Source organism: Bacillus sp. SA1-12 (genome assembly GCF_000981385.1).
GTDB lineage: Bacteria > Bacillota > Bacilli > Bacillales > Bacillaceae > Metabacillus.
In genome coordinates this window covers 176882-196296 of sequence record NZ_LATZ01000129.1, presented here as the reverse complement: position 1 = coordinate 196296, position 19415 = coordinate 176882, and the positions used below count along the sequence as shown (strand labels likewise).

Here is a 19415-nt window from a genome sequence, read left to right as displayed (position 1 = left end):
ATTTATTACAAACCTAAATACTCTTCAACTTCGTTTTTCACGATGGTGACTTGAGGTCCATAAATAATTTGTACACCTGTTCCTTTTTTCACAATCCCTTTTGAACCGGTTTGTTTGATCATATTGTCCTTCACCAATAATTCATCCTTAACGGTTACTCTGAGGCGCGTCGCACAACAATCGACAATTTCAATATTATTCATTCCGCCTAAACCTTCTACAATCGTTTTAGCTCGTTCTGTTGCTGAAACCTGTTCAGTAACCTCTTCCTCATCTTCACGTCCAATGACTTTAAAATTCTTTTTTCTAATTAAAAACTTAAATGTAAAGTAATATAATAAGAACCATGGAATACCTACCAATAAGACATATGGCCAATTCGTTTTATCAGCACCTTGAAGAATTCCAAATAAGATAAAATCAATAAATCCGCCTGAGAATGTTTGTCCAACAGTGATATTGAAAATATCTGCCATCATAAAAGCAAATCCATCGAAGATTGCATGTACAACATAAAGAAGTGGTGCTACAAACAAGAAACTAAATTCAAGCGGTTCTGTAATTCCTGTTAAGAAAGAAGTTAACGCAGCTGACAGCAGAATTCCTGCAACTACTTTCCTATTTTTCTTTTTAGAGCAATGATAAATGGCCAATGCTGCACCGGGTAAACCAAACATCATTGTGATAAAACGGCCGGACATAAATCTCGATACCCCTTCGTAATATTGTTCAGTCGAAGGGTCCCCCAATTGGGCAAAAAAGATATTTTGTGTACCGCTGATTAATTTTCCTCCGATCTCAAGCGTACCGCCAAGGGCTGTTTGCCAGAATGGCAAATAGAAAATATGGTGTAAGCCCAGCGGTCCAAGCATACGTAAAATAAATCCATAGAAAAGGGTTCCGATTTCGCCAGTACTTGTTACAATCGAGCCTAACTGCTGAATAAGTAATTGGAAATAAGGCCAAATCACAAAAAGAAGTGCCCCCACGAAAATCGAAGCAAACGATACGATAATGGGTATAAATCGGGAACCGCCAAAAAACCCTAACACTTGCGGCAGCTGAATTTTATTGTATTTATTGTGCAAAGCAGCTGAGACAATACCTATTATAATACCTCCAAATACACCTGTTTCTAATGTCTGTATCCCAACAGCCATCCCCTGACCGGCTCCAGCTAAATTATCTTTTACTAGATCTCCGGTTAAAGAAAGCAAGGCATTAATAGTACTATTCATAACAAAGTAGCCGATTACTGCTGCTAATCCAGCCGTTGCTTTATCCGAACGGGCTAGACCAATCGCAACACCTACCGCAAATATAATTGGCAAGTTGGCAAATACAATCGAACCAGCTGCACTCATGATGGTAAATATCGCCTGCATCCAGCTAATATCCAAAAAGGGATAAACTGAAACCGTATTCGGGTTTGAAAGTGCACCGCCGATCCCCAATAACAAACCTGCAGCAGGTAAAACGGCAATTGGAAGCATAAACGATTTTCCAAATTGCTGAGCTTTTTCGAAAGCTTTTTTCATAGCTGTTAACCTCCTTGATCTTGATCGAAGCTTATTGCTTTAAATCTTATCCATATCATATATTCGTATTTTCAAGGATTCAACAGGATTGGAATCGTTTTCAACCATTTTCATTGTTCCCCCTTTCAGACTGAAAATATTTTCATTTTCGAGCTAGAGTAATGAATGAAATCGGATCTGTTTTTACGGACCAAGTGCGCTAATTCGTTCCAATTTAGATGTGATAAATCAAACATCACTTAATTAAAAAGGAAATCATATACAATTGTCGAATTGATTAAATGAAAAGGTAACATGACGGGTGTTACACACAAAAAAAAGTTTCATGGGAGGTTTTGTTCATGAGTAAGAAAGTACTGATTGTGACTGGAGATGCTGTTGAGGCGCTTGAAATTTACTATCCATATTACCGGTGTCTGGAAGAGGAATTTGATGTAACGATCGCTTCACCTTCTGTAAAAAAACTACAAACTGTCAGTCATGATTTTATTGAAGGCATGGAAACATATGTTGAAAAGCCGGCATATGGCATCGATTCTCAAATATCGTTTGCCAATGTGAATCCGTCTGATTATGATGGATTAATCATTCCTGGTGGTCGAGCACCTGAATATATTCGCTTGGATGAATCATTGCCGAATATTGTCCGTCACTTTTTTGAGGAAAATAAGCCTGTCGGTGCAATTTGCCATGCCGCACAAGTGCTATCTATTGTACCAGACCTTATGAAAGGCAGAGAGTATACAGCATATATTGCTTGTAAACCCGATGTAACGGCATGTGGAGCTACATATATTGAAGAACATTTACACATTCATAAAAATCTTGTTTCTGGCCATGCATGGCCTGATTTGCCTGGGTTCATGCGAGAATTTATTAGATTACTTAAATAAGGTCAGATAGAACATAAGTCCAAGCGCTCCAGCCTCGGGCGATAAGACAATTTAGAATAGAAGGCGTTCATTTCCTTCAATTCTAAATTGTCTGGAGTCTTTTAGGGCTATGTGCTGAAACTAGATGACTAAGCGATGCTTATAAAAGTACATGAATTTCTGGTTCCTAAACCTTCATATATCTGACCAGCAATACTACTAAATGGACAATAACAAGCGACCTCCTTACTCCTTTTTTAGAAAATCAAGGTGTTTTATTTATTTGCCTTTTAACTATTCATTATTAATTTTCCTGCTGACACCTAACAAATCATGATTCTAATCCTTCATTTGAAACCGCTTCACAAATTGTTCAAAAAAATCTAGTTAAAACGCTTACAAAATAATAGATTTTGTTTTATAATATAATAAAATTATTCAATCATACATCTAAGGAGAATACAACGATGAAACAGTTTGTTTTTTTAATAGATACAGGTACTGAAACAAGAGAACATAAAATCAATGCTGCCGGCATGACAGATGCTGTTAAGCGAATTAAAGATATGAAAAAGGATTTTATGAAAGGTGACACTTCACACCTTAAAATAAAATTTAAAGGCGTCATCTATGAAAACGCTTACTGAACATTCTTTAAATTCAGAAAATTTTGTTTTTCATTCTAAGCGTTCGCTTTGAATTCCTATTTTAACATACCTTCTAATGCATTGATCCGAATATCGGGCATAAAAGAGTCCCTTATTCGGTTTTTTTCTATTTATGTAAGAATAATAGAAAGAGAGTGGTAGAATCAGATGAAGAATCAGGCAGAAACTTTTTTGGGGAAAAATCTTGCAAATGTACAATTGGATGTATCCATTGCCGCCTATACCAAAGTCCCTGAAACTTGGCGTGATGAAAATTATACAACTGATTTTAATAAGCTTTATTATATTATGGAAGGTGAAGGTTTCGTCAAAGTAAATAATGAGACGTTTTACCCTAAAGCTGGTGAGCTTTATTTATTGCCTTCAGGCTCAGTTCAATCATACGGAACGATAAACGCCAATACGTTCGGAAAATATTGGTGCCATTTCACAGCTAAAATCGGTGATTTTCATTTATTTCAGCTAATGAAGACCCCAGTCTTTATTCGACCAGATGAATCTGAACTAGAAGAAAAGTTCAAGCAGCTTATTACGCACATGCATAGCGATAGCCTTTCTAGTACCTTTCGTGTTCATTCAATCCTGCTTGAAATCATTGCTGTATTCATTGAAAAAAGCCCAGCCATTCATTTTAAATTAAATGCATCGCCTTCTTTTGATAAAATGGATACCATTTTAACTTATATCGAAGAACATTTGGATGAAAACTTGTCTGTTGAAGCTCTAGCACAAATAGCGAATTTTCATCCAAATTATTTTATTACCGTCTTTAAAAATTTTACTGGATCTTCGCCGATTCAATACATAAACCGCCGAAAAATTGAAAAAGCAAAGGAGTTACTTGCCGTTAGTGAACAAACTGTCTCGTCAATATCCGATTCAGTAGGTATGGAACTTTCCTATTTTTCTAGAGCGTTTAAAGAACTTACAGGACTTTCTCCAACTTCATTTCGTGAATTATCAGCAAAATCACGGATAAAGTGATACTTATTACACTTATACCTTTACATCCTTACGTATCACCTGACATGGACAACAAACCCTTACTTGATCTTTACAGGCAGTAAAATCTTCACCTAGCTTTGAGGGTTTTACTGCCTGTTAAGGATAAATCAAAAGGAGATTAGCAGATTTACGGATAAAATGTACTTGCTGGTGTTGTAGTCGGGCACCATCTAGAATTTAATAAAAATGTAATCAACGCTTTGTTTGCTTTCTCTGTTCCAATATAACGAAGAGCTTCTGCTGCATGAGCACGTACATATCGGTTTTCATCCTCTAAAGCGATTTCCAATTGAGGAACGGCAGGATCTGCTGATGCACCGATTCTAGATAACGAAAGCCCTGCCATAAAGCGAACTTGCGCATCCTCATCTTGTAAACAACGGATTAATCCGTCGACCGCTTCCTCAGCAGGACTCCCAATCATTCCAAGTGCTTCTGCAATCGATCTTCGGACGATTACTGAGGCATTTTCTAGTAATCGATTTAAAGCAGGAACTGCTTCAGCTGCCAAATGTCTATGTTCACTAAGAGCAAAAATGGCACGGACCACTGTAGATGTTCTGCTATGATCCAAAGCTTGAATTAAACCTGGGATTGCCTCTTTCCCTGCAATGGATAACCCGTATGCAGCAAGCCGCGATACATTACTATTTTCATGCTGCAGGGCTGATAGTAAGTTTTCGACACCATCTTTTCCGCAGCATGCAAGTTCATAAGCAGCATTCAATGCCACTGGTTCATATTCATCCTCTAGTGAACTTAACTTATTTTCTATCATATTTGACGAACAACTTTCCGTCGATGCCATGCTGCCAAGTTTCCCCGATAACCAGTTCCAGGTTTCTTCCCACATTACGTTATGCTGCGCAAATAACGTGCTTGCAGTTTCAGGAAGCCGCCATGCGTTTTCTACATTATTCCAGCTCGGCTTGGTTGGCGCTTTTGTTCGCATAAACTCAAACTTAAGCATAAATCGCGGGTTTCCAAGTGTGTTTGGAGTGGCACGATGCCATATATCATAGTGAATCAAAGCAAATGTACCTGCTTCTCCGCATGCTAATACCTCTTGATCCAATTCATCTGACTCAAAGACGCGGGAGTCGTAATTTTGGGTACCAGGCAGGATTCCAGTAGGACCCAATTCCGCTGGTGTATCCTGTGGAAAATACATAACCATTGCCCACCATGGATGATGATTCCGCATGCGATTATAGCCCCAATAACTGTCTTTATGCCAATCTCCTGGCACTGAAGAAGCATTATAATGACCGTGTCGATGGGCATGCAGCATATAATCAGGTCCGAGGACACTGGTCAGTGCTCCAGTAATAACCGGATGTTCAAATACTCTTTGCAGCTCCGTTACTCTCGGTAATAAGTTATTTCCTGGATTCCCCTCTTCCTCGTAAACTTTCAATAGCTGATCATTTAATCTTTCATGGAATTCATTGGAAAAATCTGTTTTCAAAACGAGAAAACCATCAGTTATAAACTTTCTCATTTGCTCGTCTGTTAATAAAAGCGGATTGTTTGCTACAGCCATCCCCTTATTGCCTCCCTTTATCATTATTGAAGCTTCATAATTATTATAAAAGAGGAGAAATTGGATAAACATAGAGAAAATTCATGTACATTTGTACAATACTAAGGTGTTTTTGCCTGATTTGCATCAATCTATAAAAAATCAGGTGCTGCTCCAAGAAGGCCGTTGCCCTTTGGTTTAGCACCTGATTTTTAAAGATATCGATCTAAATGTTTATAGGAAATGGTTTAACTCCTATATTCCTAGCTTACACTTTTTTCAACATGCTCCAACCAGTTGATTTCATCTTCTGTCAACACAATGTTTGAGCCTTCAAGACATGATTGTAATTCTTCTTCATTTTGAGCTCCAATAAGCGCGCAAGTAGGAAACGGTTGATTTAATACATATGCAAGAGCTATTTGAATCGTAGTGACACCTTTCTCTTTCGCTAATTGCTCTGCACGGCGGAGGCGTTCCCAGTTGTCATCACTGTAAAATACACGTACAAGATCCTCGTTGCTTCGATCTTCTGGTGTAAAGCGGCCTGTAAAGAAGCCTCTTGCTTGGGAAGACCACGATAGAATCGGAAGCTGATGCTCTTTATGCCATGCACAATCCGAAGCATCAGCAGAAACACAGCCCGCCCAAAAAGGTTCTTTTGCTTTTGCTAAGCTAAGATTTGGGCTGCTGAAGGTAAAGCCAACAAGCCCATTTTCTGCTGCATATTCATTTGCTTCTTGTAAGCGCTGGACTGTCCAGTTTGATCCTCCAATTGCTTTGATGCGTCCAGCTTTGATGTGTTCGTTTAATGCATCAATAATAATGCTGACTGGTACAGAAGGATCATCACGATGTAAAGCATATAAATCAATATAATCAGTTCCAAGACGCTCTAAGCTCTTAAATAGATCACTAGAAATAGCCTCTGGATTAACACGTGGACCGTTTTGATCATGATGTGCCCCTTTTGTAAGAATCACGACATCTTCACGATTATTACGATCTTTCATCCATTGACCAATTGCCACTTCACTTTCGCCGCCACAATAGATGTGAGCAGTATCAATTGTATTACCGCCTATAGCAAAATAGCGATCTAATACACTGCATACCCTTTCATAAACGCTTGGTCTAAAATAGTCGGAGCCTTGAATAAGAGTGGTTACCGGTTTGTCTAATCCTGGAATCTTAATTGTTTTCATCATACATTCCTCCTAGATTATTAGATTTCAACACGACGGCGTTCTTTTGCCGATGTTAAACATGCATCAAGAACCTTCATATTCGAAATGGCATCTGTTGCTGGAAAAGGAAGAGGCTCTCCACTTAAAATACTTTTTCCTAGTGCATCTGCCTGTAAAGAATATTGATTCAAACGAGGAACTTCTACCTCTCTGCGTCCGTCTTTCGAAAAGACATAAAAATTATCTGATTGATCTTGTTGCACAACAAATGCTGAAGGAACCTCAATACGGCCTTCTGTGCCAAGAATCTCAAGAGTATTTCTAAAGGCTGCCCACATTCCGCAATCAAATGTAAGAGCAACACCTTTTTCAAATTCAAGGATGCCGGATGCCATCATATCTACATGATCATGGTCTTCAGAAAATAAGGCGTGCACAGTAGCAGCTTGCGGTTCCTGGCCAAGCAGCATCCGTGCAGCACTAATTGGGTAAACCCCCACATCATATAGTGAACCACCGCCCCATTCTTGCTTATAACGAACATTCCCTTTGTCTTTTGCATTGTTAAAGGTAAATGTTCCATGGATGCCCCGAAGCTCTCCTATTTCTCCTGATTGAATAATTTCTTGTATCATCATATAGCGAGGGTGGTAGCGGTACATAAAAGCTTCCGCAAAAACAACACCAGCTTTTTCACATGCTTCAACCATTTCGGCAGCTTCACTGGCATCAATCGCTAATGGTTTTTCACATAATACATGCTTTCCAGCCTCAGCAGCACGTATTGTCCATTCTTTATGTAAGTGGTTTGGCAGTGGAATGTAAACGCCATCAATATTTGGATCGGCAAGTAACTCTTCATAACTTCCATAGGCGTTTGGTATATTCAATTCTTCTGCTGTTTGTTTTGCTTTTTCTAGTCCGCGACTTGCAATCGCATAAACTTCCCCTGTTTCAGATTGTTGAATTCCAGGGATAACGGCCCGCTTTGCAATACTTGCTGAACCCATGATCCCCCAACGAATCTTCTTCATTCCGTTCCTCTCCTTTATGCCTTAGTTAATACTATATTGTCATTATATAAGACTAAGATTAAAATAAAAATAGAATCTTATTGCTATGCATATGAAACTATTTTGCTACGAAAGAGTGATAATTTTGAACCGACAATATTTATTGCCTACTTTAAATGACCATGAATATATGATTCTTCCTGAATCTATCGGCTGGTATTATGATGCACCTGAGCATGATGTCGATCGTAAGGTAGGGACATTAAATAACTTTAGTATCCATTTTGTCCTATCTGGAACAGGTTTTGTGGAAGCAGATGGTAAACAATATCTATTAAAACGCGGGGACGCATTTTTATACTTTCCAATGCAAGAACAGCGGTATTATAGCAGCAAAGATGATCCATGGAATATTCGCTGGGTTCATTTTTATGGAAGTATCCTTAATCAATTTCTATCAGAAAGAGGTTTTCATCGTTATTCACTTTGGAATGTTAAGCATATTAAACCTGTTGAGGAAGCACACGAGCAGCTTCTCATTGAAGCGGAGGAGAATAGCTTTCTGCACCTATCTCGTTTGTCCACTTTAACCTATACCTTTTTGATGGAATTCATTACAAATGCGGTACCAAAAACTTCTGATCGCAGACAAGAACTTGATGATCGAATTCAGCCCCTTCTCCCCTTAATGCAAAGAAAGGCTTGTGAGCCATTCGAATTAGATTATTGGGCAGAGCAAGCTGGTGTAAGCACTTATTATTTCTGTCGTTTATTTAAACGTGCTACGCAAATGACACCAATGGCGTTTATTACATTATGCCGGCTTCAGATGAGCAAGCAATGGCTGTTGGACAACAAAGAAATGACAATTAAAGATATTGCATTGAAGGCGGGCTATCCGAGTATCAGCTATTTTAATAAACGCTTCCTGGAACAAGAAGGTTTAACACCGACGGAATATCGGAAACTTTATCATCATAAAACATTGGAGTAAGCCGCAGCTTTAAAAAATAAATCAACTCCCTACTTGCCAAGTGCAATGCAGTTGCTCAGGAATAGAAGAAGCTGTTTACCATCTAGCCCTGAACAGCTGGATTCTTGGCAGTACGTACTCTAGCATCATTATTTCATTTAGCTAGATATCGCCGCATACTTATATCTATATTTTCAAGAAAATGATCTTCTCTTAATAATAGGAATATAGATATCAAAATGCGGTTTCGTAGAATCACGGTCTTTCGGATATCTTTCATGTTTGATCGGTAAATTATCATAATATTTTACATCTGCTTCAACAAAAGATTCATAGTCACTTCTTTTCATCCATTGCTCTATTTTTTCGTAGGTTTGACCGATATTTTGATCTCTTTTGTGATGTGTCATCAGATACGTCATTTTCGGTATATAAATTTCCGCCATGCCATCGGGAAGTTGTTGGGCTTCACTAACTTCATAGACCGAATAATGCACAAAGCCATCAGGTCTTAAATGATATGATAGACCTAATTGAACCTCTGGATGGATAGCATGATCTAATTCTCCAACTCTCGTACTCATACTGGTAATAAGTTTTTTTAAAGATCCAATTTCTGTATATGATCCACTCCATTTTAATCCGATTCCCCGATAAGCCGGCAACTCAATAATGTCATATTCAAAGTTCTGCAAAATCATTTCCACCTTTCTTAGTTACGATTACTCTAATCCCTTCTGCTTACTACTCATTAATTCCTTTAGTTTTCCTAAAAATATAAAAAAATGGCAAAATGGATATCTAATACACCGAACTAATTTCCCTTTTTTTCATTATTTTCTATTAGGTATTTCTCCTTAAATTCCTTATATTAGTTTTATCGTAATCTAGGCGGGGAATAGGAGATCGAGGCAGAAATGGCTATTAATTCAAATTCATAGGAGGAGATTCGTTTGTTTCGACATCAAAAAGAATTGCAGTTTGAAGTAAAGGTTGAGCGTCCAGACCCCATGCTTGCTCGTCAAGTACAAGAAGTTTTAGGCGGACAGTTTGGGGAAATGACTGTTATGATGCAGTATCTTTTCCAAGGGTTTAACTGCCGCGGAGAAGAAAAATATAAGGACATGCTTATGGATATTGGTACAGAAGAAATTGGTCATGTGGAAATGCTTTGTTCCCTTATCTCTCAATTGCTAGATGGTGCTTCACCTGAGGACCAAGCAGAAGCAGCAAAGGATCCGGTAACCGCTTCTATTATGGGCGGAATAAATCCCCAGCACCTGCTAGTCAGCGGACTAGGCGGATTGCCTACCAGCTCAACTGGTGTCCCATGGAATGGCTCGTATATCGTAGCAAGCGGAAATTTATTAGCCGATATGCGTTCAAATCTTCATGCGGAATCCCAAGGCCGCCTTCAAGTAGCAAGGTTATACCATATGACCAATGATGAAGGTGTACGAGCAACGTTCCGTAAAATGCTGGCACGGGATCGGTACCATCAATATCAGTGGATGGCAGCTATTGAGGAACTTGAAAATAAAAACGGTGTTGTTGTCCCTGCCTCATTTCCACCTGAGGCTGAAAAAGAAGCACAGGAAGAAGCGTATAAATTCTGGGATTTATCAGAAGGCGAAGCATCCAGTGAAGGTCTTTGGGCAACTGGAAGCGCCCCAGACGGTACTGGCCATTTCGAATATGTAGCCAATCCAATAGCAAAAGGACAAATTCCTAAATCAAAAGTTCCTGCAACTGAACTTCATCACGATCTCGATTACCTAAAGATAGCTGAGGATGAATGGAAGCTAAAATAAAGAAAAACCATAATAAAAGCTGGCAAAAACCATTATAAGGTTTATGCCAGCCTTATTCTCTTTCCTTTAACTCTATCTCATTTCCTTCAGAAGTCTCTTAAAGTCCAAATCAATAATAGCTTGATTATCAATTAGTCTCTGTTCGATCTTTGTCACGATTTTGATTAATTTTTCATCAGCACTTTTTAAATCGAATTTTTTATAAAAGAAGCTATATAAAGTGAGATCCCTTAACTTTAAAAATAAAGGGATTGTTTCATAATCATGGAAAGTAAGTTGATTTTCTGTCTCGTAACCCTTTAGAAAAGCCTTCATAAAGATGGCAGCGAATTCGTTTAGATCTTTTTCACCTTCTCGCTCAAAGTTCCAAATCAAATAATACAAAGGTATGGCTAAATCACTAGCAAACCAGTGATATGAACAATCATCAAAATCAAAAACGAATATCTTTCCTTCATGATAATGAAAATTTCCATGATGAATATCAGAATGGATTAATCCAAAATTATCATGATGAACAGGAAGGGCTTCAAGTTGCCTTAAAATGAATTTCTGTTGGTGAGCAACTTGGTCAGGAGAATCAAAATGATACTGTTTTACATCTAATAATTCTTCTTCATACCAATTAAGCCTTTTAAATTCCGGGTTTGGCTTATAGCTTTTTGTTTTATTATGCAACAGACCAATCGTTTTTCCCCATTCATAAAAGAACTCTTCGTTTACTTGTTCATCCTTTATTTTTATTTGAACACCTGGAGCTTTTTCAAACAAACAACAATAAAAGTTTGATCCATCAAGCCCCTTTACGATTTCAACTAAATTATTATTACGAGAAGGAATCACTTTAGGAATGGTCACTCCATTATTTTGTAAGAATTCAATCCACTTCAACTCTGCAAATACTTGTTCTTTTTGCCGATGTGATTGGTGAGTCATTCTTAAAATGTAAGGAGTCTCATCCCGATAAACCTCAAATACATAATTCTCTGCTTCCCCAAGTTTTAAAAACCGAACAGAATTGATTCCGAAAAATTTTCCGGCCATTTCTATCATGTCATTTGAAAATATTCTTTCTACAGCTGCTTCCATTATATTGCCTCCTATATCGTTTGCAAAATATGCAATCATAAAAAACATAGTTTTATAGTCTTATTATGATAAATCGCGACCAATCATGCATGAATCACCGCGCCAACATGTTTAGCCTGACTTGGTCAACAATCCTCCGTCAGAACTTTAAGGGTAGTTATGCTCTGCTATATATAAGCTATTCTTGAAGCGGAAGTTTAAATGAGCATTAAGATGGGACAAATTTGATTTATTTTAATTTTTAGGAAGATATTTACTAGTAATCATACAGATGATAAAGTACGATTATACTATCAGAGTTTCCGGAGTTTAAGAAGATTTCTATCTTGGCGAAGTAAAATCCTCCTTTTTACATGTTTCAATAAGAAGTAGAAAGTTATTAACGAAGGAGAGTTCCATAAAGGTGAAATTACTAACAGTTGAAAAATTGGCTAAAACGTTTTCATTAGTAGTATTGGCTGGAGAAGATAAACTCCAACAGCCGATTACTCAGTCACGTTCACATCGTCCCGGTTTGGAATTTGTGGGTCACTTTGACTTTTTTCCAACTGAACGTGTTCAAATACTTGGGCGAAAAGAAATTACGTATTTACATAAGTTAAGCATTGAAGAACGACAACTGCGAATTGGCAATATTGTCAAATACCATCCTCCATGTTTTATCGTTACTGCCGGACGAGAAGGACTAACGTATTTGACTCAATATTGTAAAGAAGAGGGCATTCCGTTGTTATGTACAAACGAACCTCAAGCGACTTCTGAATTTATTACGAGGCTTGACGCTTTTATGGTCAAAACATTGGCACCAGAAATCGCGATTCATGGGGTTTGTGTTAATGTATATGGAATTGGAATTTTACTTCGAGGAAAATCTGGAGTAGGGAAAAGCGAAACGGCTCATACATTAATCGGACGGGGACATAGACTGATTGCAGATGATATTGTCGTGTTGAAAAAGCTCAGTCCGCGAACCATTCTTGGTACCCATGATGGGAAAACGAAGGAATTTCTTGCCCTGCGCAGTATCGGTCTGTTGAATGTAGTCCGTTTATATGGAAGAAAAGCTTTTCAGGATGAAACGAGGATCGCACTTGATATTGAATTGACAAAATGGCAAAAAAATTCGCTTAATAATGAATTGGAACATGAACCAAAATTTACAGAGTATATGGGTGTGCAAATTCCTCATATTGAGATTCAGCTCCAGCCAGGGCGTGATGTGGCCGGGTTAATCGAAGCTGCTGCAAATAACTGGCTTCTAAAACAGCAAGGATACAGTGCTGCAGAAGAGTTTATGAGACGGCTTGAATCTGATTCATGCTGATCTCATTTCCCTACCATGAAATGAAAGGGTTGTCAAAAGAACAAAAGCACAAGTGCCTTCAACAGCCTAAGGCAAATAAAACGAATTGGATATGAAGCGTTTATCCCCTTCAATTCCAATTTGTCTTGACCATACAAGGGCTAGAAGCTTGAGTTGGAACTTGCACGCTTAGCCGTAGTTAATGGCATATTATTTTATTGCTGAGCAACTAATAAAAGTCGATTCCTATATTAATAGGAGAATCGACTTTTTTAGCTTATTTAGTTAATTCTAAAAACTTTGCATAAACACAATCTGCTAGAAGCAGGGGTTCAATTTCGATTTGCATCCCTATTTTCCCTGCACTAACAATTATCTTATCTAATTGGCTGGCACTATAATCAATAAACGTTGGATAGTTTTTTTTCATCCCTATAGGGGAACAACCGCCGCGAATATATCCCGTCCATTTTTGAAGATCCTTTACTGGGAGCATTTCCAGCTTTTTTTCACCTGCGGCTTTGGCCGCTTTTTTTAAATCAAGCTCCTCAGCTACAGGAATAACAAAGATATAGAGGTTATTTTCACGATGTGCCACTAAAGTTTTAAATACTTTTTCCATTGATTTGTTTATTTTTTCAGCAACAGCCGTTCCATTTATTAGCCCATCTTGTACATCATAGGATAAAATATCGTAACTTAATTTTTTCCCATCTAGAATTCTCATTGCATTTGTTTTACTGCTCATTTTTTTCACCCTTTTCAGTTCCTTTTACGCCTCAAACCTTTGCTAGCTGTTCCTCAAAAAATACACTAATAAGCCTTTCATAAATGCAAATACGAACTAGCAAACGAGCAACCTGTTTTCGGATTTAATGAATTTGTTTATCCAGCAAGGAGTTTGTTCAATTATTAAGAGCCTTTTTTTGATATGTATAAAAAAGTACGTGATTCATTATTGTCTTTCAAGCTCTAATAGCTTTGTCTTCATTTCGATACCGCCGCGATAGCCAGTCAGCTTGCCATTTTTTCCAATAACACGATGGCAGGGAATTGTAATGAGCACTGGATTCGCTCCAATTGCCGCTCCCACTGCACGAACCGCTGCTGGTTTATTAATTGCATGCGCAATCCCTGAATAGTCTCTGGTTTCGCCAAAAGGAATGTCACAAAGAGCATTCCACACAGCTATTTGAAATTCTGTTCCATGATAATCAAAAGGAATCGTAAAGCTCGTTCGTCTCCCTTCAAAGTATTCAATAAGCTCCTTTATATAGGGCTTAAGTTTTTCTTGATTCTCTAAGAGTGGACATCCCGGGAATCGCTTTTCTATCCATCCGGTTAATTCATCAATCGGCATATTCTGCGAGCCTACGTAGCACAATCCTTTCTCTGTTGCTGCAAGATAAATATTCCAATGTTTATGATTTAGCAATGACCAATAAATAGTAGGCTCCGTTTCGATTTTCACGTTTCATTGCCTCCTTTTTATTCCCTCACTAAAAATGAGTAGTGATTGTCCGGTCAATTATGTTTTGGCCCACACATATCACCCTCCCCTTAGATTATATCCTCTTTTGAGAGGGAATGTCCCTTATCATAGAACTTAAAAGAGATCACATGGTTCATTTTATATGAATGATAAAAGTGAAGCGGACCACTTTAAAGTCCGCTGTGTTTATGATCATTCTTTTTATGGAGAAATGAAAAAGGACATCGAGATGGTGAGGAGTGATCATCACTAAGAAAATACTGTTTCCATTCAAAATTAGTTGGGTTACCATATAAATTTAAATCAGGATGGATTTTGACCGAATCATATGCAAGGAGTCTTTCACGAATTTTCTTCGTCACTTTTTCCGATGTTGATGTAGAATGAAATTCTTCTAGAACCCAACGGGGAGTGACCGCAAAAATAAAATAAGGGAAGGAGCGGCTCTTTCTTCTTTTATGAGCAGGAGTAGCGCAATAAATAAAATATTGCTCGCCATCAAAGCAATATTCCCAAATATGATTCTCAGGTTCTCCTGGAATATGGCTTGGCCATTCTTTCCTATCTAATTTAGTAACATTCTTTAAAATAGACCAGAATAAAACCCTATATTCGTCAACTGAATAATCTTCAGCTAAATCCAAAGGTGTTTGAAAAATGGTAATGAGTGATGTGTAGGCACCAAATGCCTTAGATTCTTCCCCGAATGTTCTGAGGGCATCTGCGAATTGGTAAACCGTTTCATTTTCTCTTGGATCATTTAAGAATGCATACCTAAATTGATTTAAGCGAAAGCCTATTGATGCCGGTATACAAGGAAAAAGTTTCTTATCATTTAATATCATGGCCGAAAATTTCATAAAGGCATCATATTGCCAATTTTTTATAGTAGTGTAGTTAGCTTTGATTCCATCTTTCTCTAAAAGTTCCATTTTAGACTTCCTCCTCCTAATTAGCGTATGAAATAAGGAAAAGGCAGGTGAATGTCCTTAAATGAGAAAGTTGTTTACAACCTTGAAAACCTTCTATTAAGGCATAGATACGAATATATATGGTTAAAACTTACACACCAGATACTTCCTAAAAAGCTTATGGATCATTTTTGGAGGTGTTAACTAATGGTTAAACGGACAATCGAGCTTTTTATGTTGATTGGGGCTATTAGTGCAGCAAGTAATATTTATTTGTTCATTCCGATCTACTCGGATGTTGCCCATGCATTATCGATTACATATAGGGAGGTTGTTTACTCTAGTACCTTATTTACTCTTGCTTATAGTTTCGGGCTATTAAGCTTTGGACCTCTTTCTGAACTGGTCTCGAAAAAAAAGGTGTTAGTCTTCGGAATGGCTGCTTCTTGTCTTTTAACTCTTTCCATATCATTTTCCTATTCATTAGCAAGCTTTTATCTATTTAGAAGCGCTCAAGGTTTTATCTTGGGCAGTTTTGCTCCTATTGCCTATGCCTATTGCTTTGATCTATTTGAACAAAAAAGGAGGACTCTTGTTATAGCGATTATAAATATGGGATTTTTAATGGCCGGAATCATTGGCCAGCTAATTAGCTCTTATCTTATTGAGCGCTTTGATTGGAAAAGCGTTTTTTATTTTTTCAGCTTGCTATACATGTTTTTAGCACTATTTTCACTCCTTTTCCTTCCTTCAGCGCCACGTACTCGAATGAAGCGACATTCCAGACTATTATTCTCACCCACTCTATTAAAACCAGCAATACTAGCAGGGCTTGCTGTTACATTCTTTACCTTAATGTCCTTTGTTGCTTTTTATGACGGCCTTTCTCTACGGTATGCTGAAGAAACTGATGCATTATTTTACAGCAAATGTATAGCTCTGGCTGGTACGCCGCTCTCCCTGCTTTGCGGAAAATGGATGAAAAGGTATCAGACAAAAACGATGCTATTTACCTGTTTATTTATTATGATGTGTTCCTTCTTACTTATGCTTATACCGCAACAACTGATGTTGATTACAGCCTTTTCTCTTGTATTTGTATCAGCCATTGCTGTTTTTATTCCAACACTTATTACTTTTATTGCAGAAGCTGCTGCAGATCAGCGGTCTGCCGCCATCTCACTCTATTCCTTCCTGCTATTAACTGGAGCAAGTATAGGACCATTAGTTGCAACTTTCTTATCTTTTCATAACATTCTCCTCTTTTTTTCGTTTTTATTTGGTATAGCCATTTTCTTTTTATATGTAGTGACCAAAACATAGAGACTAATAATTCGGATAAAAATTCAAGAGGTGCGCACCCTAAGGGCAAGGATAGATTTGAGCTCAGGAGGTACTTCTGTTGGATTATAAACAATATTGGAAGTCAATAGCTGAAAAGAATCATGAATTAAATTCGTTGTTGGCTTCTTACTGGAATGATTATTCCCATATGGGAACTTGGCAATTCTGGGTGGTCATCGCTTTATTGATTATCCCTTTGGTTCTGCTATATTTTACAGTGGATCGGAGAAGAATTTTTGAGGTATTTTTCTTTGGATATACCGTACATATACTTTGGACTTATCTTGATCTTGCCCTTGAAAAATACCATTTCTTTAATCACACATATTTTTTAACTCCCGTATTGCCATTTGCATTAAACATGAATGCTTCTGTACTCCCGGTCGGTTTCTTACTCATCTACCAATACTGTACAAATAACAACAAAAATTTTTATTTGTATAGTATATTGATTAGCGTGATATTTGCATTTGGCTTCGCCTCTTTAGAAGAATATGTGGGCTTAGTAAATTTCAGCAAAGGAATGAATAAGTTCTATCTTTTCGTTCTTGATATGGGAATAATAGTAATATCGTACTGGTTGACAAAGCTAATGCTAAAAATAAAAAGGGACTGATCCCTCACTAGAGATCGTCCTTTTTTCATTTACCGCTTTATTTCCCTAACTCCTTATTTCAACCTAACAACCTTGAATTTGAATTATCAAGATTCATCTTCACTTTTAGACCTTGACCATTGGTCACTTTAGATGCAATCCGATATTTTGGTTCTAAAGGATCCTCATAGGTAGCTAGCATATCCTCTACATTAATTGTAGGATCCAAAATTAACGCAGCCCTTGTTTCTTCGCCGTTAAGTGTCCCCACCATTTTCCCTTCTTTAAATATAGCTGATCCGATAAATTGAGTTAGATTGTCTCCAACAATGGGAATCTCTCCAGCCTTATATTCATCTTCAAATCTATTTCTTGTTTCAACATCGTGACCTTCTGTAGTAGCATAAATTGCAAGAAAGAGATCCGCATCTCTTTCAGTTGTTTGAAAGTAGTGGAGTAAATCAGAAGGTGGAACAAATCCTGTTTCTCTGGCCCTATTCAGCATAAGCTGGTAAAATTTATGCGGTCTTGTCTCAAGTAAAGGCTGGTTATTCTTAATAAACTCTGCAGCCTTTTCTTTTGTTACAATCATGTTAACAGCCTTTCTCAGCTCACGCTCCCGGATGCCTGTATAGATCATCTTAATAAAGTCTTCACTCCTAGCAAGCTCTTCTGAAACAAGTAACACATGTGTCTGAGAGAAGCTTAATTTTCTGCTTATAAAAATGCATTAACTGTATTTCTAGCAGTTAAGAAGTCATTGGCAATAATCGATATATTTTCATATGGTTTTTCATTTGGAGGAGGCGTCCCTGTCAAAGATGTACCTACCTCTGGATTAGCTATTTGATACATTACTTCGACCTTATTACCTTGAGCCTTATCTAACCCTATAGCTACCACATACGATATCTGTTCCAGTTCCTTTTGATCCCAACACCCAGTAAGCGGTAAAAGGAAAAGACTAAAAAAAAGAATCATTTTCACTTTCATCAATTAGCCCGTCCCTTCACTTTATCAGTAAGCCACAAAACAACACTATATAGCATTAGACCATATGTTGCCGTATTATAAAAAAGTTCTCTCAGAATAAACGAATTATATACTGGGTTTTCAGGCACCATCGAGAGGATTAATGCTAATAAAGATAAAGGGGCTAAGATTGGTTTATAACTTTTCATATTAAACGTTGTTTTATATATAACTGCTGAACCATAAAGATAAAAAGATAATCTTAGAGCAACTGCCAATAACCAAAAAAAGAAAAAGTACGTTTCAATATGGCTGGAAAAGCTGCCTATTTTTACATACTTTGATACTTCATGAAAGGCGAACGTAACCCTCTCTAAAAAGGGATAACCAAATAGGATGATGTAACTTAATATAAAAAATGACATTTCAACCATTAGAAAAATGGTTCCATATAATGTTACCTTTGTAAAATTCTTTTTATCCATAATGCTAGGATAGATAAGAAGTAAAAGAAACAAATCCCCAAATATTGACGCCTTGTTAAGACTCTGTTTGACGATTTCTTTTCCACCGCCGCCAAAGATAGGGAGTGCATTTGACCATGCAGACTCTTTTATTATTAAAATGGCTAGAAGGAAAATTGACAATTTAATATATGGAGTGCATATATAAAAAGCGGATCCTAATGATTTCAATCCTCTTATGGAATTGTAGTAACAAGTGATAATAAATAGTAAAGCAATCACAAACAAAGGTGTATCTGGTAAGTAAATAATCGCTATCGTATCTGAATATTCACGTAAATCTAGACATAATATCAAAAAGACAAGAAAAAAAAGAAGCAAAGAAATAAAAGAGCCAATTTTCTTACCAAAGACTTGTTTTGTCATTTCAATCGAATTTTTAGTAACACGTTTCGTTACAACAATTGATGCCAAGAAAAAAACGGATAAAAAAAGATTCCTGAAAAAATTGGTACCATCCATGTTGCAGATTTTACCTCTTCCATCAATAAAGCTGGAGTGGTATCCGCCATTTTTACACCTATAAGAATGAGCATTATGGAAAGATATTCCTTTACCCCAATCCCATCTACATAATGTTTAGACACTTTTCCCTC

General features: G+C 37.4%; 21 protein-coding genes. 8 read left to right on the top strand and 13 right to left on the bottom strand.

Annotated features, from left to right (window positions below; translation table 11 throughout):
• Nucleotides 1-5 precede the first annotated feature (5 nt).
• On the bottom strand, nt 6-1538 hold the full coding sequence (locus WQ54_RS26540) for a maltose/glucose-specific PTS transporter subunit IIC (RefSeq protein WP_046588994.1): 1533 nt from the start codon (nt 1536-1538) through the stop codon (nt 6-8).
• A gap of 341 nt (nt 1539-1879) precedes the next feature.
• Here WQ54_RS26540 and WQ54_RS26535 point away from each other — a divergent pair, with 341 nt between their 5' ends.
• The 3 genes from WQ54_RS26535 (at nt 1880) to WQ54_RS26525 (ending at nt 4062) form a co-directional block, all read left to right on the top strand.
• The gene (locus WQ54_RS26535) at nt 1880-2431 is read left to right on the top strand and encodes a DJ-1/PfpI family protein (protein WP_046588991.1); all 552 of its coding nucleotides are present in this window, start codon (nt 1880-1882) and stop codon (nt 2429-2431) included.
• A 446-nt stretch (nt 2432-2877) separates the two neighbouring features.
• Nucleotides 2878-3057, top strand: coding sequence for a hypothetical protein (locus tag WQ54_RS26530; protein WP_046588989.1), 180 nt, complete (start codon nt 2878-2880; stop codon nt 3055-3057).
• Between the two features lie 168 nt (nt 3058-3225).
• Nucleotides 3226-4062, top strand: a complete 837-nt coding sequence (locus tag WQ54_RS26525) for an AraC family transcriptional regulator (RefSeq protein ID WP_046588987.1) — start codon at nt 3226-3228, stop codon at nt 4060-4062.
• A gap of 148 nt (nt 4063-4210) precedes the next feature.
• Here the strand turns inward: WQ54_RS26525 and WQ54_RS26520 are convergent, their stop codons facing one another.
• The 3 genes from WQ54_RS26520 to WQ54_RS26510 form a co-directional block, all read right to left on the bottom strand.
• The gene (locus tag WQ54_RS26520; protein ID WP_046588986.1) at nt 4211-5626 is read right to left on the bottom strand and encodes a HEAT repeat domain-containing protein; all 1416 of its coding nucleotides are present in this window, start codon (nt 5624-5626) and stop codon (nt 4211-4213) included.
• Nucleotides 5627-5868: 242 nt separating this feature from the next.
• A complete protein-coding gene (locus WQ54_RS26515; protein ID WP_046588985.1) occupies nt 5869-6810 on the bottom strand; it encodes an aldo/keto reductase in 942 nt (313 codons plus the stop codon).
• Nucleotides 6811-6830: 20 nt separating this feature from the next.
• The gene (locus tag WQ54_RS26510; protein WP_046588984.1) at nt 6831-7826 is read right to left on the bottom strand and encodes a Gfo/Idh/MocA family protein; all 996 of its coding nucleotides are present in this window, start codon (nt 7824-7826) and stop codon (nt 6831-6833) included.
• Nucleotides 7827-7950: 124 nt separating this feature from the next.
• Here WQ54_RS26510 and WQ54_RS26505 point away from each other — a divergent pair, with 124 nt between their 5' ends.
• The gene (locus tag WQ54_RS26505) at nt 7951-8799 is read left to right on the top strand and encodes an AraC family transcriptional regulator (RefSeq protein WP_046588983.1); all 849 of its coding nucleotides are present in this window, start codon (nt 7951-7953) and stop codon (nt 8797-8799) included.
• A 173-nt stretch (nt 8800-8972) separates the two neighbouring features.
• On the opposite strand, the gene WQ54_RS26500 is transcribed toward WQ54_RS26505, so the two are convergent.
• Nucleotides 8973-9473, bottom strand: a complete 501-nt coding sequence (locus tag WQ54_RS26500) for a GyrI-like domain-containing protein (protein ID WP_231597656.1) — start codon at nt 9471-9473, stop codon at nt 8973-8975.
• 258 nt (nt 9474-9731) lie between these two features.
• On the opposite strand from WQ54_RS26500, the gene WQ54_RS26495 reads away from it, so the two are divergent.
• Nucleotides 9732-10589 (top strand): manganese catalase family protein, encoded by an 858-nt coding sequence (locus WQ54_RS26495; protein ID WP_046588980.1) that lies wholly within the window; start codon nt 9732-9734, stop codon nt 10587-10589.
• Between the two features lie 72 nt (nt 10590-10661).
• Here WQ54_RS26495 and WQ54_RS26490 read toward each other — a convergent pair whose 3' ends face one another.
• On the bottom strand, nt 10662-11678 hold the full coding sequence (locus tag WQ54_RS26490) for a phosphotransferase enzyme family protein (protein ID WP_046588974.1): 1017 nt from the start codon (nt 11676-11678) through the stop codon (nt 10662-10664).
• Between the two features lie 403 nt (nt 11679-12081).
• On the opposite strand from WQ54_RS26490, the gene hprK reads away from it, so the two are divergent.
• Nucleotides 12082-13002, top strand: a complete 921-nt coding sequence (gene hprK, locus WQ54_RS26485; protein ID WP_046588972.1) for an HPr(Ser) kinase/phosphatase — start codon at nt 12082-12084, stop codon at nt 13000-13002.
• Nucleotides 13003-13258: 256 nt separating this feature from the next.
• Here hprK and ybaK read toward each other — a convergent pair whose 3' ends face one another.
• The 3 genes from ybaK to WQ54_RS26470 all read right to left on the bottom strand — a co-directional run bounded on the left by ybaK (nt 13259) and on the right by WQ54_RS26470 (nt 15405).
• Complete coding sequence (gene ybaK, locus WQ54_RS26480) at nt 13259-13729, bottom strand: Cys-tRNA(Pro) deacylase (protein WP_046588970.1); 471 nt, start codon at nt 13727-13729, stop codon at nt 13259-13261.
• 207 nt (nt 13730-13936) lie between these two features.
• Nucleotides 13937-14452 carry a methylated-DNA--[protein]-cysteine S-methyltransferase gene (locus tag WQ54_RS26475; RefSeq protein WP_046588968.1) on the bottom strand — a complete coding sequence of 172 codons (516 nt, stop codon included), beginning with the start codon at nt 14450-14452 and terminating at the stop codon, nt 13937-13939.
• A 191-nt stretch (nt 14453-14643) separates the two neighbouring features.
• A complete protein-coding gene (locus WQ54_RS26470) occupies nt 14644-15405 on the bottom strand; it encodes a YqcI/YcgG family protein (protein ID WP_046588966.1) in 762 nt (253 codons plus the stop codon).
• 186 nt (nt 15406-15591) lie between these two features.
• On the opposite strand from WQ54_RS26470, the gene WQ54_RS26465 reads away from it, so the two are divergent.
• Both WQ54_RS26465 and WQ54_RS26460 read left to right on the top strand, forming a co-directional pair.
• Nucleotides 15592-16707, top strand: coding sequence for an MFS transporter (locus WQ54_RS26465; RefSeq protein WP_046588964.1), 1116 nt, complete (start codon nt 15592-15594; stop codon nt 16705-16707).
• A gap of 79 nt (nt 16708-16786) precedes the next feature.
• Nucleotides 16787-17344, top strand: coding sequence for a hypothetical protein (locus WQ54_RS26460; protein WP_046588962.1), 558 nt, complete (start codon nt 16787-16789; stop codon nt 17342-17344).
• A gap of 58 nt (nt 17345-17402) precedes the next feature.
• Here WQ54_RS26460 and WQ54_RS32190 read toward each other — a convergent pair whose 3' ends face one another.
• The 4 genes from WQ54_RS32190 to WQ54_RS33975 all read right to left on the bottom strand — a co-directional run bounded on the left by WQ54_RS32190 (nt 17403) and on the right by WQ54_RS33975 (nt 19406).
• On the bottom strand, nt 17403-17963 hold the full coding sequence (locus WQ54_RS32190) for a Ger(x)C family spore germination C-terminal domain-containing protein (RefSeq protein ID WP_052737987.1): 561 nt from the start codon (nt 17961-17963) through the stop codon (nt 17403-17405).
• Nucleotides 17964-18040: 77 nt separating this feature from the next.
• Nucleotides 18041-18319, bottom strand: coding sequence for a hypothetical protein (locus WQ54_RS32185; RefSeq protein WP_052737986.1), 279 nt, complete (start codon nt 18317-18319; stop codon nt 18041-18043).
• The gene (locus WQ54_RS26450) at nt 18316-19233 is read right to left on the bottom strand and encodes a GerAB/ArcD/ProY family transporter (protein ID WP_046588961.1); all 918 of its coding nucleotides are present in this window, start codon (nt 19231-19233) and stop codon (nt 18316-18318) included. The genes WQ54_RS32185 and WQ54_RS26450 overlap by 4 nt, the downstream gene beginning before the upstream one ends.
• Nucleotides 19215-19406, bottom strand: coding sequence for a hypothetical protein (locus WQ54_RS33975; protein WP_046588959.1), 192 nt, complete (start codon nt 19404-19406; stop codon nt 19215-19217). The genes WQ54_RS26450 and WQ54_RS33975 overlap by 19 nt, the downstream gene beginning before the upstream one ends.
• Between the last annotated feature and the right edge of the window lie 9 nt (nt 19407-19415).